Source organism: Lentzea sp. NPDC051213, from assembly GCF_044455585.1.
GTDB lineage: Bacteria > Actinomycetota > Actinomycetes > Mycobacteriales > Pseudonocardiaceae > Lentzea.
Genome location: NZ_JBITEX010000009.1, coordinates 47,599 through 61,386 on the forward strand (window position 1 = coordinate 47,599; position 13,788 = coordinate 61,386).

Consider the following 13,788-nt stretch of genomic DNA (forward strand, 5'->3'; position numbering starts at 1 on the left):
CGTGAACGCCACCATCTGGAGCCTCGCCGCAATCCTCGCCGTCGCGCTGGTGACGTTCCTGCTCGGCTACGTCGGGTCGCGCAAGGCGAACACCACCCCGGACTTCCTGGTGGCGCGCCGGGCGATTCCGGCCACCCGCAACGCCGCCGCGATCTCCGGTGAGTACCTGTCCGCGGCGTCGTTCCTCGGCGTGGCCGGGCTCGTGCTCAAGGACGGCATCGACGCGCTCTGGTACCCGATCGGTTTCACCGCCGGGTATCTCGCGCTGCTGCTGTTCGTCGCCGCGCCGCTGCGCAGGTCCGGCGCGTACACGCTGCCGGACTTCGCAGAGGCCCGGCTGGGATCGGCGAACCTGCGGCACTTCTGCACGTTCTTCGTGGTGTGCATCGGCGTGCTGTACCTGGTGCCGCAGCTGCAGTCGGCCGGCCTGACGCTGACCACGATCACCGGGCTGCCGGCGTGGTTCGGCGGGTTGATCGTCACGGTCATCGTGGTGGTCAACGTGCTGGGCGGCGGCATGCGCGCGATCACGCTCGTGCAGGCTTTCCAGTACTGGGGCAAGCTCTTCGCGATCGCCGCGCCCACGTTCGTGCTGTTCGTGGTGTTCCTCGCCTCGCCGGACCGGGGCACGCAGCCGATCAGCGATGGCGGCGTGGTGCGCTTCCCGCAGGCCGAGAAGATCACTGTCGCCGAGCAGCTGATCAAGGTCAGGGTCGACGAGCCGCTGACGTTGAAGGTCTACGGCAAGATCGACGGACGGCAGGCGGACGGGCCGGTGTTCTGGGGCCGCGGCGTCTACGAGCTCAGCCCCGGCACGACGATGGAGTTCGCCGCGGGCAGCCCGGTGCCGGTGGTCGAGGGCTCGCCGACGAACAACCACGACTGGATGCGCCCGCAGACCGGCGGGATCTCCGATCTGATCAAGACGTACTCGCTGATCTTCGCGACGTTCCTCGGCACGATGGGCCTGCCGCACGTGCTGGTCCGCTTCTACACCAACCCGGACGGCAAGGCTGCCCGCCGCACGGCGTTGCACGTGCTCTACCTGCTGGGCCTCTTCTACATCTTCCCGACCGTGCTCGGCGTGCTGTCCCGGCTGTACCTGCCGCAGCTGCTGGTGAGCGGGAAAACCGACGCCGCGGTGCTGATGCTGCCCGGCACGATGGTGCCGAACCTGGGCGGCCAGATCCTCGGCGCGATCGTCGCCGCGGGTGCGTTCGCGGCCTTCCTGTCCACCTCGTCCGGCTTGGTCGTGTCGGTCGCCGGGGTGGTCTCGACGGACATCATGCCGGGCAAGGTTCGTGACTTCAGGTGGGCAACCGTCTTCACCGGAGCCGTCGCGATCGGGCTCGCTCTGCTGCTTCCCCGCGCCGATGCGTCACTGACCGTGGCCATGTCGTTCGCCCTCGCGGCGTCGACTTTCTGCCCGCTGCTGGTGCTCGGAATCTGGTGGCGCGGCCTCACGTGGGTCGGCGCCGTGTGCGGGCTCGTCGTCGGCGGCGGCATGGTGATCACCGCCCAGGTGGTCAGCGTGGTCAGCTCGTACACGGGTGGCTGGGCGTGGCCCGTCGTCACTCAACCTGCGCTGATCACCGTGCCGATCGCGTTCATGACCATGATCGTGGTCAGCAAGGCGACCCGCAGACGTGCCCCCGCGGACGTCAGTCAGATCCTGCTGCGGCTGCACGCTCCCGACCCGTTGGGCTTCATCCGCGACCGCGATATCGCGCGCTTCGGCACCGCCGAGGAGAAGGCCAGGATGGAAGACGACAAGCGCAGGGGAGCAGGACGCACACGGTGAGTAGCCAGCGTTTCAAATGGGTGAAAATTGGTCACTCGAATCGGTGAACGGTGATTGCGGTCACTGAGCGTGCTGTTCGTCTACGCATACTGACCGTTCGTCGCTTCACCCGACTGCTTGGCGCAACGGCACGAACGGGGCCTTACCTGAGTGAGTCAAGTCTCCATACGGTTCTGCACCAAGAACGGACCGCACCTGGAGGCATTACGTGCCCGTCACGTTGCTGACACCTACGACGAGTACCGCGAGGAGGGGACTGTGAGCACTGTTGAACACACCCCGGCCGAGTCGGCCCCAGACGCGCAGAAATGGGTCGATGTCCAAGCAAGTGATGACTTCGTAGAGCTGAAGCGTCGCCTGCGCAAGTTCGTGTTCCCCGTCTCGGGCCTGTTCCTTGCGTGGTACCTGCTGTACGTGCTGCTCGCGGATTACGCGCACGGCTTCATGTCCACCAAGGTGATCGGCAACATCAACGTCGGGCTCATCTTCGGCCTGCTGCAGTTCGTGTCCACGTTCGTGATCACGACGCTCTACGTGCGGCACGCCAACAAGAACCTCGACCCGCTGGCGGAGAAGCTCCGCGACGAGCTCGAGGGAGACGGCAAGTGAACAACAGCAGCCCGATCCTCAACATCAGCATCTTCGGTGTCTTCGTCCTGATCACGCTCTTCGTGGTCATCCGGGCGAGCCGGAACAACAAGACCGCCGCCGACTACCTGGCCGCCGGTCGTGCGTTCACCGGTCCCCAGAACGGCATCGCGATCGCTGGTGACTACCTCTCGGCCGCGTCGTTCCTCGGCATCGCGGGCGCCATCGCGCTCAACGGCTACGACGGCTTCCTGTACTCGATCGGCTTCCTGGTGGCGTGGCTCGTCGCGTTGCTGCTGGTCGCCGAACTGCTGCGCAACACCGGCAAGTACACGATGGGCGACGTGCTGAGCTTCCGGATGCGCCAGCGTCCGGTCCGCGCCGCCGCCGCCACGTCGACCATGGCTGTCTCGTTCTTCTACCTGCTGGCCCAGATGGCCGGTGCCGGTGGCCTCGTCGCGCTGCTGCTCGGCATCACCGGCTCTGGCGGCCAGGCACTGGTCATCGCCGTGGTCGGCGCCCTGATGATCGCCTACGTCCTCATCGGCGGCATGAAGGGCACCACCTGGGTGCAGATCATCAAGGCCGTCCTGCTGATCACCGGCGCCGGCATCATGACGCTCTGGGTGCTCGGCAAGTACGGCTTCAACCTCTCCACGCTGCTCGGCGCCGCGGTCGACAACGCGCCCAAGGCGGGCGAGAAGCTGCTCGGCCCTGGTCTCGCCTACGGCAAGAACGGCACCACGCAGCTCGACTTCCTGTCGCTGGCCCTCGCGCTGGTCCTCGGCACCGCGGGTCTGCCGCACATCCTGATGCGCTTCTACACCGTGCCGACGGCGAAGGAAGCCCGTCGCTCGGTCGTGTGGGCCATCTGGCTGATCGGCATCTTCTACCTGTTCACGCTGGTCCTCGGCTACGGCGCCGGTGCGCTGGTGGGTCCGGACAAGATCAACGCGGCACCCGGCAAGGCGAACTCGGCGGCTCCGCTGCTCGCGCTGGAACTGGGTGGCCCGATCCTGCTGGGCCTGATCGCGGCGGTCGCGTTCGCGACGATCCTGGCGGTGGTGGCAGGCCTGACGATCACGGCGTCGGCGTCGTTCGCACACGACATCTACGCCAACATCATCAAGAAGGGCCAGGCCGAGGACAAGGACTCCGAGGTCAAGGTCGCCCGCCTCACGGCGATCGTCATCGGCCTGGTGTCCATCGGTGGCGGCATCATCGCCAACGGCCAGAACATCGCGTTCCTCGTGGCGCTGGCGTTCGCGGTCGCCGCCTCGGCGAACCTGCCGACGATCCTCTACTCGCTGTTCTGGAAGAGGTTCAACACCTCGGGCGCGCTGTGGAGCATCTACGGCGGTCTGATCGTGACGATCACCCTGATCATCCTGTCGCCGGCCGTCTCCGGTCTGCCGACGTCGATGTTCAAGAACGCCGACTTCGCGCTCTTCCCGCTGTCGAACCCCGGCATCGTGTCGATCCCGGTCGCGTTCCTGCTCGGCTACATCGGCACGATCCTCTCCAAGGACAAGGCCGACCCGGTCAAGCAGGCCGAGATGGAGGTCCGCTCCCTCACCGGTGTGGGCGCCGAGAAGGCCATCGCGCACTAGTGCCGTGACCGCTCGAACGGGCCGTCCTGGATTCCAGGGCGGCCCGTTTTCGTGCGTGCGTGCAACCCTGCTCGTGCTGACCGCGTATTGAGTGCGAACGCAGCACGAGCATGGGGGACCGCAGAGTGCGACGAGACGAGGAGTTCTCGGAGTTCTTCACGAGCAGATTCGACTGGGTTCGGCGCACCGCATACGCGTTGTGCGGCGACTGGTCGGAGGCGGAGGAGCTCACGCAGAACGCATTCGTGAAGGCGTACGCGAAATGGCCGAGCATCCGGCGCGAAACGGCGGAGGCTTATGTCCGCACGATCGTGACGCGGCTGTTCGTCAACAGCAGGCGCCGCGGCCGCGACCGTGAACGCCCTGTCGCGGACCTGCCGGAGCACGGGGTCGCCGGCGGTTTCTCCGATCCCGACGCCCGGTTGCACGCCGCGTTGCGGCAGGTGCCGCCGAAACAGCGTGCGGCGCTCGTGCTGCGCTACGTGCACGACCTGTCCATCGAGCAGACGGCCCTCGAGCTCGGGTGCTCGGCGGGCACCGTCAAAAGTCAGACAGCCAGAGGCTTGGCGACGCTCCGCGAGGCGTACGGCGAGCCGGTCAAGTCGGAGAGTGCCTGATGAACATCGAAGACGAGCTGCGCGGAGCTCTCGACGTCGCCGCGCCACCTGCCACGACCAGCCTGGAGGCCGTGCTGCGGCGAGGCAGGCGCCGGGTGTTCGCCCAGCGGGCGGGTGCGGTGGCCGGTGTGGTCGCCGTGGTCGCCGGCGTCGGGTTGGGTGCCGGCACGCTGACCTCGGGACCGCCGCCGGCGTCACCGGCGACCGCCGTCCAGCTGCCGAGGGTGGCTGTCGAGCGCGATCTCGACTGGACGCGCGTCGACGTGCCGCCCCAGCAGCCGAAAGGCCAGGACTGCGAACGCGGGGGCAGGACCGTGCAACCGTCGACCGGGATCGGCGCAGGGGACGTTCCGCCGGAGTTCGTCGCCCGGTTCCTGCAGGACATGCGGGAGCTGATGCCCGGCTTCAAGATCGAGCCGACCGCCGTGAAGGACGGCAACTACAAGTGGGAGCAGCAGTTCGACCTGACCGACGGTGAAGGCACGGGAAGTGCGCAGCTCATCGCCGGCCGGTTCACCAGCGGGTCGCCGCAGACCTATGCCGACGACGGGCTCTGGATCACCGGGGACTGCGCGCCTCCCCGCCGCAAGGTGCTCGCCGACGGCACGATCCTGCAGTTGCACAGCGTGCACCGGTTCCGGCCGGACAAGCCGGTCGAGGTGTATTCGCAGGCGGTTTACGCCTATCGGCACGACGGGCTGATCCTGAAGATCGAAATTCGCACCGTCGGCAGCCGGCACATGCGTCCTGTACCGGGCAGCGCCGGCTTCTGGGAGCCGTTCGTGTCAGGCAGGCCGTCGTTGCCGCTCACCGAGGAGCAGTTCGCGAGGTTCGGGCTCGCCGTCGCGGAGGGAGCCTGAGGTGGACCCGTGCCGGAGGCTCACAACCGTGAAACCTCCGGCATGGGAACATCTGGGGGTGACTGTTCCAAGCGTGGAGATCGCCGACGTGCCCGCGGTGCTGCCGGAGGGCGCCGTCCTGCTGGACGTGCGCGAGCAGGACGAGTGGGACGCCGGCCATGCGCCCGGCGCGCTGCACATCCCGATGAGCGAGATCGGTGCCCGCCTCGAAGAGGTCCCGAACGACGTGCAGCTCTACGTCGTGTGCCGGGCCGGCGGCCGTTCCGCCCGCGTGACCCAGTACCTCAACGAGAACGGCTGGGAGGCCGTGAACGTCGAGGGCGGCATGCAGCACTGGGACGCCTCCGGCCGCCCGCTCGAAGGCGGCGTCGACGGCATGGAACCCGAGGTCATCTGACCGTGCACCCGCTGCAGCCGATGCGCGTGGACTGGGTGGCGACTCCGCCACCCGGTGCCTACCCGCAGCCTCAGCGCCGGTCGCAGCGGCTGACCTACGGCGGCCCGCCGAACTACCCGGTCACGCCGCGCTGGGGCTTCCCGCTGCTCGCGTGGCGCTGGCCGACAGCGGTACCCGGCACGGTCGAGCAGGCCGACTCGGTCGACGGCGTGCGCCGGCTGGGCAAGACCGCGCAGAACGCGCTCTGGTTGCTCGGCTTCGTGGCGTTATGGGCGGCATTTTCCGAAGTCTGGCGTTATGTCCTGCTCGCGTTGAGCCGCTACGGCGCGCTCTCGGCGAACGTCCTGTCCGCGTCGGACGCGATGGTGGTGTCCGCGTCGGCGCTCACGATCACCGGCTGCCTGCTGTCCCTGATCCTGACGCTCCTGTGGGTGCGGCGCGCACGAAACGTGGCCGCGACCCTCGTGGGCTACGGCCCCTCCCGCTCCGACCGGGCCGCCGTCGTCGGCCTGATCGTGCCCGGCATGAACCTCGTCGTCCCCGGCTCGGTGCTGGCCGAACTCGAACACGCGGTGGCGCGCCGCCCGTCCGGCGAGCGCCCGGTCCCGTCGAAGCTGCTGCGCTGGTGGTGGGGCTTCTGGGCCGCCTCCGGCCTGCTGTTCGTGATCCAGATCCTGTGGTCGTTCCGTGACAGCACCCAGGCCTTCGCGGACGGCATCCTGCTGCACGCGTTCGCCGACCTGGTGCTGGTCGGCGTGGCGGTGACGTCGGCGTTGATCGTCCGCCGGATCACCACGCTGCTGCTGCCGGTCGAGGCCGCGTCGGTGCGGCTGATGCGGGTGGTGGAGGTCAGGGACGCCCCCGAACCGCCGCTGCGGTCGGTTCGCGCGTCTGGCTCGCCTCGGTAAGCCTTTCGTGTGATCTTTCGTGAGAATCTCACTTCCGGGATCTCGCTGACGATCATCAAGGGATGCGCAAGCGTCACCCGCCTTTTCGTCGCCGCAAGCTGGCCAAGAAACTGCGGAAGCTGCGTCTGCATGCCCGGATGAGCATCCAGGAGGCGGCCAAGGCTCTCGACAAGGACGTCCAGGCGCTCTACCGCATCGAAGCTGCGGAGACCCGCGTCGACGTGCACCTGGTGCGGTCAATGATGGATCTGTATGACGCTTACGACCCCGACCTGCTCGATCAGGTACGCGATGCGCTGAAGGCAGGTTGGTGGCGTGCTTTTGGGATCAAGGGTCACGGGTATCTCGACGTCGAGACCGAAGCCGCAATCGTTCGGGAACTAGCGCTGCTGACGATTCCGGGCTTGCTGCAAACCGAGGCGTACATGCACGCGATCTTCGAGGCACACCACCCACGGCACAGTGCGGAAGCCTTGCGCAACAACGTCGCGGTCCGCCTCATCAGGCAGCGACGGTTGACGGATCCGGACCACCCGCTGGCACTCGAAGCGATCATCGATGAAGCGGCGCTGCGGAAGATGGTCGGCGGGCCGGACGTCATGCGGGCACAGTTGCGGCACTTGCTGGAGATGATGGCGTTGCCGAACGTGATGTTGCGGATCTTGTCCGCGGACCTGGGTGTCTACGACGCGATGAGCAGTGGCAGCTTCACGCTGGTTGGCTTCCCCGATCCAGATGATCTCGATGTTCTCTACGTTCCGTACGTCACCGGTGCCCTTCACATCGAGAACCAGGAGGAGCCGAAGGCGGCTAGGCTGACATTCGACCGCTTGGCGGCGAAGGCGCTGACGCCGGATCAGTCAACGGCTCTGATCGAGCGGATCCTGGCCGAATGAAAGAGGTGTCCACTGTGGACTTTTCTGCTGCGGTGTGGCGCAAGAGCAGTCGAAGCGGTGGAGCGACCAGCGACAACTGCGTCGAGGTCGCGTTCGTCGGCCCAGCCGTAGGCGTGCGTGACTCCAAGAGCCCGGCCTCCGGCGCACTCGTGTTCTCGGCTGTTCAGTGGTCGTTCTTCCTCAAGGGCTTCCGGGACTGACCCATCAGTGCCAGGTTGGGTGGATGCGGACACTCATCGGGGCTCTGGTGATCGCAATGGCCACACCAGGAGTAGCGGAAGCGCACCACCGGGAATTCGACCTGCAAGCCCACCGCGGCGGCATCGGCCTGACGGTGGAGAGCACGCTCAAGGCGTTCGGCAAAGCGCTCGAACTCGGCGTGACCACGCTCGAACTGGACATCCAGATCACCAAGGACGGCCGTGAGGTCATCACCCACGACCGCAAGACGAACCCGGCGAAGTGCCTCGACACGAAGCCGGCCTTTCCCGGTGACCCGGAGTTCCCCTACGCCGGCAAGTACGTGAAGGACCTGACGTTCGCCCAGGTCCGCACTCTCGACTGCGGCAGCACCAGGTGGTCGCAGTACCCGGACCAGGAACTCTCGCCCGGCGCCCGCATGCCCACCCTGGCCGAGCTGTTCGACCTGGCCCGCAAACACCGCGCCTGGGGCATCCGCTTCAACATCGAGACCAAGGTCGAGGCCGCCGCCCCGCACGAGACCGCCCCGCGCGAGCAGTTCGTGCAGAGGGCCGTGAAAGAGATCCGCCGCAGCGGCTTCCTGCCCAACGTGACCGTCCAGTCGTTCGACTGGGGCACCCTCATGCGCCTGCGCGAGGTCGAGCCGCGCATCCGGCTGGTGGCACTGACCCAGCCCGAGTTCCTGCGCCCCGGCTCACCGTGGACCGGTGGCCTGAACCTCGACGACTTCGGCGGCAGCGTCGCCAAAGCGGTGCGCAGCTTCGGTGCCCACGCGCTGTCCCCGGTGCACGGCAACCCGCAGAACGGCAAGATCGGCGACCCGAACTACGTCCCCTTCACCACCAAAGAACTCGTGGCGGACGCGCATCGCCAGGGCCTCAAGGTGGTCCCGTGGACGACCAACGACCCCGCGACCATGAACAAGCTGATCGACGACGGGGTGGACGGCATCATCACCGACTACCCCGATCGCCTGCGAAACGTGCTGAAGGAGCGAGGTTTCAAGCTCCCGAAACGCTATCCGCGCTGAGCGACAACGAGTGCAGCCCGCGGATCACGAACTCCGCCCGCCGGTTGGGTTCCTCGGCCAGCACCGCCCCGGGAAGCTTGCGCTGCAACGAGGACAGCGCGGCCTCCACCTCGATCCTGGCCAGCGGTGCGCCGAGGCAGTAGTGGATCCCCATGCCGAACCCGAGGTGCTGGTTCTTCTCCCGCCCGATGTCGAGCACGTCCGGGTTCTCGAAGACCAGCGGATCACGGGCGGCCGCACCGAGCAGGGCCGCGATCTTCTGGCCGGGCTCGATGACGTGCCCGGCGATCTCCACGCGCTCGGTGGCGGTGCGCTCGAACAACTGCAGCGGCGAGTCGTACCGGATCAGTTCCTCGACGGCCGTGGGCAGCAGTTCGGGCGTCAGCCGTTCCCACTGAGAACGGTGCTGCATAAGGGCGAACACGCCGTTGCCGATGACGTTCACCGTGGCTTCGTGCCCGGCCATCAGCAGCAGCACCGCCGTGGCGACGAGTTCGTCCTCGGTCAACCGCGCACCGTCGGTGTCCGTCACGGCGACGAGGTCCGACACCAGGTCCGTGCCCGGCGACACCCGGCGCAGCGCGATCAGCTCGCGCAGGTAGGCGACGAACTCCGCGGCTGCGCGTTCGGCCACGTCCTGCTGCTCGGGAGGCAGGCCGTACTCGTACATCTTCACGATCGCGTTCGACCAGGGCTGCAGGAGATACCGGTCGGACTGGGGCACGCCCAGCAGCTCGGCGATCACCTCGACCGGCAGCGGCGCGGCGACGTGGGCGAGCAGGTCGGCCTGGCCGACGTCGGCGATCTTCGCGACCAGTTCGTCGACCAGGCGGTCGGCGAGGTCGGCGACCCACGGGCGGAGGCGCTCCACGTGGCCGCGGCCGAACGCGGCGGCGACCAGGCGGCGCAGGCGGGTGTGCGTCGGCGGCTCGTTCTCCAGCAGCGAGTTGCGGTGCAGGAGGTTGAAGGCCATGAACTGCTCGACCGGCTTCACGTCCGACCAGATGCGGCCGAGCGAGCGGTGCCGCAGCACGGCGGAGCAGGCCGCGTGCGAGACCGCGACCGCGACGTCCATGCCCTCGTGGTGGTGCACCTCGCCGGCCTCTCGCAGCTGGGCGAAGGCCGGGTACGGGTCGGCGATGAACGCGGGGTCTCGCTGGTCGAACGTCACAAGGCCGGACGGTAAGTCGCGTTTGCGGTTTCGTCCACGTCCATTTGATTGACGTCTCAAATTGTTGCGAAGGAACTATCGTCTGAGGGGTGCAGCAGCCTTCCGTCGTCGCGCATCGTGGCGCGTCCACCGACCGTCCTGAGCACACCATCGAGGCCTACGAGCTCGCCCTCCAAGAGGGCGCAGACGGGCTTGAGTGCGACATCCGCCTCTCGCGTGACGGCGAGATCGTGTGCGTGCACGACCGCACGCTCACCCGCACGTCCAACGGGCGTGGCACGGTCAGCGCGCTGACGCTCGATGAACTCAAGAAGTTCGACTACGGCAGCTGGCACCGGCACGGTCAGCCGGCCGAGTTGCTCGTGCTCGACCAGCTGCTGGAGCTGGTCAAGGGCACGAACGCCCAGCTCTTCGTGGAGACCAAGCACCCGGTCCGGTACCGCAACGAGGTCGAACGCAAGCTCGCGGAAGCCCTCAAGAAGCACAAGCTGGACGCCCAGATCGTCATGATGTCGTTCTCGCCCACGGCGGTGAAGGCGTTCCGCGAGTTCGCGCCGGACATCCGCACGGTGCTGCTGCTCGACCGCCTCGGCCGGTACCGCAGCGGCGCGCTGCCGTCGTTCGCCGACTACACCGGGCCGGGCGTGCACCTGCTGCGCAACGACCCCGATTACGTCGATCGGGCGCGCCGGGCAGGGCATGAGACGTACGTCTGGACGGTCGACAGTCCCGAGGACGTCGCGCTGTGCCGTGACCTGGGGGTCCGCTACCTCGCGACGAACGCCCCGGCGAACACGCGCCGCCTGCTGACGGCTAACTTGGCGACCTGACAAGCCTGAGCACGAGGAGGGCCAAGGTGGCCAAGCGGACCGCGGTCAAGGACGCACCGAAGGACGGGATCAACCCGAAGCAGCCCTGCCCGTGCGGCTCCGGCAAGCGCTACAAGGCCTGCCACGGTGCGCCGGGCGGTGCGACGGACGTGATCGTGTCCCGCCCGTTCGAGGGGCTGGCCGCCGAGTGCGAGCTGATCGCGCTGCGCGAGTTCGTGCCGTCGGCGGTCGCGAAGCTGCCGGTCAAGGACGGCCGCGAGGTCACGCTGGCCACGGTGCTGCCGATGGCGGCCGCCGGCCTGATCCGCGGCGACGACGTGCCGTTCGTCGGCCTGCAGGTGCAGACGCGGTCCGGCGACCTGAGCCGTGACCTGGCGCGGGCGCTGCAGTGGGCGCAGCAGGCGAAGACCGGTGACGTGCTGCCGGTCGTCGGACCGGACAGCGGCGAGAACCCCGGTCGCCTGCAGGACCTGCTCGACCCCGAGGCCGAGATCGTGCCGCAGCTGCACGCCGACTTCGTGTGGTGGATGCCGGAGGGCACCGAGCCCTCCGGTGATGTCGCCCTCTCTCTTGAGCGCGCGAACGCCGCGATCCTGCCGACCGAACGTCTCGACGCCCCCGGCGTGAAGGCCGCGTACTGGGTGGACGCGGGCGACAAGGCGCACCTGCGCTGGGTTCGCCCGGAGCCCGAGGAGAAGTTGCTGCCCGCGATGGCACGGCTGGCAGCCCGCGGTGAGCTGGACCTGGGCGAGGGTTCGCGGTACGCGGGGTCGTTCCGCGCGCACGGCCTGCTGGTGCCGGTCTGGGACCTCGACCGCGAGATGCACGCCCGCGAGTGGGCAGACCCGGCCGAGGCGCTGGGCAAGCGCTTGCTGGAGGCGCTGGCCTCCGACGAGCCGCTGAACGACGCCGAGCGTCGCGCCCGTGACGGCCTGAGGGGTCGTCAGATCACCCTTCGCTGAGGCTGTCCACAGGCTGTCCACAACGTTGTACACAGGTTGTCCCCAGGGAGCTGTGGATAAGTGCTGCTGCACATCATCTCGACGGCCGGCTGGGTTGCTGCCCAGTCGGCCGGTTCGATCTCGCCCACCGGCGAGGACTTCGTGCACTGCTCCGACCGGGGCGTCGTGCACGTGACGGCCGGCAAGTTCTTCCACGGGCAGAGCGGGCTGCTCCTGCTCGTCGTGGATCCGAAGCTGCTCGACGTGCCGGTGCGCTGGGAGGCCGTGCCGGACTCGCCGCTGTGGTTCCCGCACGTGTACGGCCCGATTCCGGTCGAGGCCGTCGTCGAGGTGCACGACTTCCCGTGCGGACCTGACGGTTCGTTCGTTCTGCCAGAGGCCGTTGCCGTTCTGTGATTTAGTGACGGCAACCGTCTTGCACTGTTGCGCGTGAAATTCCCCGGAGCCAGGTTGCTGCTTTGGGGAGGGGGGCATGCCGTGACGGCGGTGCTGCAACTTGAGTTGGCCGCCGAAAGCGGCGGGGGAAGAGCGGAAGCCGTGGGGGATTTCGCGGAGTTCGTGCGCATGTCGATGCCCGGACTTCTGCGCTACGGGCATGCGCTGACAGGCAACCAGCACGACGCCGCCGACCTGGTGCAGGCAGTGCTGGAGAAGGTCGGTTCGCGCTGGTTGGCCGTGCAGCGCAAGGGTGACGACCCGCGCGCCTACGTCCGAAGGGCGATGGCGAACACGCACATCAGCATCTGGCGCCGGCGCCGTCGCGAGAACCTCGTGGCGGACATCCCGGACACAGGTGCGCTGGCGCCCGAGCTGACCAGGCTCGAGCACGAACCGCTCTGGCAAGCACTGCGCGCCCTGCCGCCACGGCAGCGCGCGGTGGTGGTGCTGCGTTACTACGAGAACCTCTCCGAGGCCGAGATCGCGCATGCGCTCGGGATCACGTGCGGCACGGTGAAGAGCCAGAGCAGCAAGGCGATGGCGAGTCTTCGAACACGCCTGGGAAGGGACTGAGCAGTGGACGACCTCGACGACGAGCTGCGCAGGCTCTTCAGCGACGATCGCCTCGACGTCCACGTGACGCCGGACGCGACCGACGCCGTGGTGCGCGGTGCCGATCGACGACGCCGCCGCCGCACGGCCGTGACCGGTGCGTTCGCCGTGGTGACACTTGTGGGCGCCGGCATCGGGCTGAGCCTGCTCCGGCCACCGGTGGACGACACGGCAGGGGAGTTGCTCCCGACGTCCTCATCGACCGCATCGGACACCCCGTCTTCGGTGCCGGTCAGCACGTACACCTCGACGGTCACCACGATCGCTGACCCGCCGCCATCCGGTACCGGCGGCGTCACCCCCGGCAAGCCGGGCAACAACACCGGCAAGCCCAGCAACACCATCCCGCCGCCGATCACGCCGGAATCCGGCCGAGGTGCCTTCGGTGATCTCGCGCTCGGCATGTCCGAGGCCGACGCGCTGAAGACCGGGGTGCTGATCGAGCCGAGCACGACCACCGACCCGGAGGCCCACTGCAAGTCGTACGCCACGCAGTCGGTGGCCGACGGTGACGCGGTGATCATCTCGGCGGCCAAGGGCATCGCGCGCATCACGCTCCCGAGCTACGCCAAGTCGACGAAGAACATCGGCGCCGGCTCGACGGTGGCCGCGGCGAAGACCGCGTACCCGAGCGCCACGCAGAGCGGCTCGGAACTCCTGGTGGCGATGACCGCGACGCCGAGGTGGATCTACGTGTTCGAGAACGACGGAACCACGGTGACGAGGGTCCGCATGCGACTGGCAGGTGGCGACTGTCCTGGCGCCTGACCCGATGAGCTGACGCAAGCCCCGCCGCTCCTGGGGGTGTGGCGGGGCTTCGTCGTGCCCGAAACAAGCCTCTGTGCCGTGACTTTCTTGTGACAACGG

16 protein-coding genes are annotated in these 13,788 nt (G+C 68.0%); 15 read left to right on the forward strand and 1 reads right to left on the reverse strand.

Annotated elements, in window-relative coordinates; all coding sequences use genetic code 11:
• Position 1 precedes the first annotated feature (1 nt).
• The 10 genes from ACIA8G_RS34390 to ACIA8G_RS34435 all read left to right on the forward strand — a co-directional run bounded on the left by ACIA8G_RS34390 (position 2) and on the right by ACIA8G_RS34435 (position 8,908).
• Positions 2-1,801, forward strand: a complete 1,800-nt coding sequence (locus ACIA8G_RS34390; protein ID WP_396422903.1) for a cation acetate symporter — start codon at positions 2-4, stop codon at positions 1,799-1,801.
• A 258-nt stretch (positions 1,802-2,059) separates the two neighbouring features.
• Positions 2,060-2,410, forward strand: coding sequence for a DUF485 domain-containing protein (locus tag ACIA8G_RS34395; protein ID WP_396422904.1), 351 nt, complete (start codon positions 2,060-2,062; stop codon positions 2,408-2,410).
• On the forward strand, positions 2,407-3,999 hold the full coding sequence (locus ACIA8G_RS34400) for a cation acetate symporter (protein ID WP_396422905.1): 1,593 nt from the start codon (positions 2,407-2,409) through the stop codon (positions 3,997-3,999). Before ACIA8G_RS34395 ends, ACIA8G_RS34400 begins: the two co-directional genes overlap by 4 nt.
• A 110-nt stretch (positions 4,000-4,109) precedes the next feature.
• Positions 4,110-4,616 carry a SigE family RNA polymerase sigma factor gene (locus tag ACIA8G_RS34405; RefSeq protein ID WP_396422906.1) on the forward strand — a complete coding sequence of 169 codons (507 nt, stop codon included), beginning with the start codon at positions 4,110-4,112 and terminating at the stop codon, positions 4,614-4,616.
• A complete protein-coding gene (locus ACIA8G_RS34410; RefSeq protein ID WP_396422907.1) occupies positions 4,616-5,476 on the forward strand; it encodes a hypothetical protein in 861 nt (286 codons plus the stop codon). Before ACIA8G_RS34405 ends, ACIA8G_RS34410 begins: the two co-directional genes overlap by 1 nt.
• Before the next feature lie 58 nt (positions 5,477-5,534).
• The gene (locus ACIA8G_RS34415) at positions 5,535-5,873 is read left to right on the forward strand and encodes a rhodanese-like domain-containing protein (RefSeq protein WP_396422908.1); all 339 of its coding nucleotides are present in this window, start codon (positions 5,535-5,537) and stop codon (positions 5,871-5,873) included.
• Between the two features lie 2 nt (positions 5,874-5,875).
• On the forward strand, positions 5,876-6,781 hold the full coding sequence (locus ACIA8G_RS34420; protein ID WP_396422909.1) for a DUF4328 domain-containing protein: 906 nt from the start codon (positions 5,876-5,878) through the stop codon (positions 6,779-6,781).
• 62 nt (positions 6,782-6,843) lie between these two features.
• Complete coding sequence (locus tag ACIA8G_RS34425; RefSeq protein ID WP_396422910.1) at positions 6,844-7,677, forward strand: helix-turn-helix domain-containing protein; 834 nt, start codon at positions 6,844-6,846, stop codon at positions 7,675-7,677.
• A 14-nt stretch (positions 7,678-7,691) separates the two neighbouring features.
• Entirely contained in the window at positions 7,692-7,877 is a 186-nt protein-coding gene (locus ACIA8G_RS34430) for a DUF397 domain-containing protein (RefSeq protein WP_396422911.1), read from the forward strand.
• Between the two features lie 23 nt (positions 7,878-7,900).
• Positions 7,901-8,908 carry a glycerophosphodiester phosphodiesterase gene (locus ACIA8G_RS34435; RefSeq protein ID WP_396422912.1) on the forward strand — a complete coding sequence of 336 codons (1,008 nt, stop codon included), beginning with the start codon at positions 7,901-7,903 and terminating at the stop codon, positions 8,906-8,908.
• Here ACIA8G_RS34435 and ACIA8G_RS34440 read toward each other — a convergent pair.
• Positions 8,880-10,079 (reverse strand): cytochrome P450, encoded by a 1,200-nt coding sequence (locus ACIA8G_RS34440; RefSeq protein WP_396422913.1) that lies wholly within the window; start codon positions 10,077-10,079, stop codon positions 8,880-8,882. The two genes, ACIA8G_RS34435 and ACIA8G_RS34440, sit on opposite strands and share 29 nt — an antisense overlap.
• An 89-nt stretch (positions 10,080-10,168) precedes the next feature.
• Between ACIA8G_RS34440 and ACIA8G_RS34445 the strand changes: the two genes are divergently transcribed.
• From ACIA8G_RS34445 to ACIA8G_RS34465, 5 genes are all read left to right on the forward strand, one after another.
• Positions 10,169-10,909 (forward strand): glycerophosphodiester phosphodiesterase, encoded by a 741-nt coding sequence (locus ACIA8G_RS34445; protein ID WP_396422914.1) that lies wholly within the window; start codon positions 10,169-10,171, stop codon positions 10,907-10,909.
• 26 nt (positions 10,910-10,935) lie between these two features.
• On the forward strand, positions 10,936-11,871 hold the full coding sequence (locus tag ACIA8G_RS34450) for a DUF5926 family protein (RefSeq protein WP_396422915.1): 936 nt from the start codon (positions 10,936-10,938) through the stop codon (positions 11,869-11,871).
• Positions 11,872-11,931: 60 nt separating this feature from the next.
• Positions 11,932-12,267: a DUF952 domain-containing protein gene (locus ACIA8G_RS34455; RefSeq protein WP_396422916.1), complete on the forward strand. Its 336-nt coding sequence runs from the start codon at positions 11,932-11,934 to the stop codon at positions 12,265-12,267.
• Positions 12,268-12,357: 90 nt separating this feature from the next.
• Positions 12,358-12,882: a SigE family RNA polymerase sigma factor gene (locus tag ACIA8G_RS34460; protein ID WP_396422917.1), complete on the forward strand. Its 525-nt coding sequence runs from the start codon at positions 12,358-12,360 to the stop codon at positions 12,880-12,882.
• Between the two features lie 3 nt (positions 12,883-12,885).
• Complete coding sequence (locus ACIA8G_RS34465) at positions 12,886-13,689, forward strand: hypothetical protein (RefSeq protein WP_396422918.1); 804 nt, start codon at positions 12,886-12,888, stop codon at positions 13,687-13,689.
• Positions 13,690-13,788 lie beyond the last annotated feature (99 nt).

Coding starts and splice junctions, on each gene's coding strand:
- ACIA8G_RS34405 (WP_396422906.1), top strand. CDS start 4,110: ATGGGGGACCGCAGAGTGCGACGAGACGAGGAGTTCTCGGAGTTCTTC.
- ACIA8G_RS34410 (WP_396422907.1), top strand. CDS start 4,616: ATGAACATCGAAGACGAGCTGCGCGGAGCTCTCGACGTCGCCGCGCCA.
- ACIA8G_RS34425 (WP_396422910.1), top strand. CDS start 6,844: ATGCGCAAGCGTCACCCGCCTTTTCGTCGCCGCAAGCTGGCCAAGAAA.
- ACIA8G_RS34435 (WP_396422912.1), top strand. CDS start 7,901: ATGCGGACACTCATCGGGGCTCTGGTGATCGCAATGGCCACACCAGGA.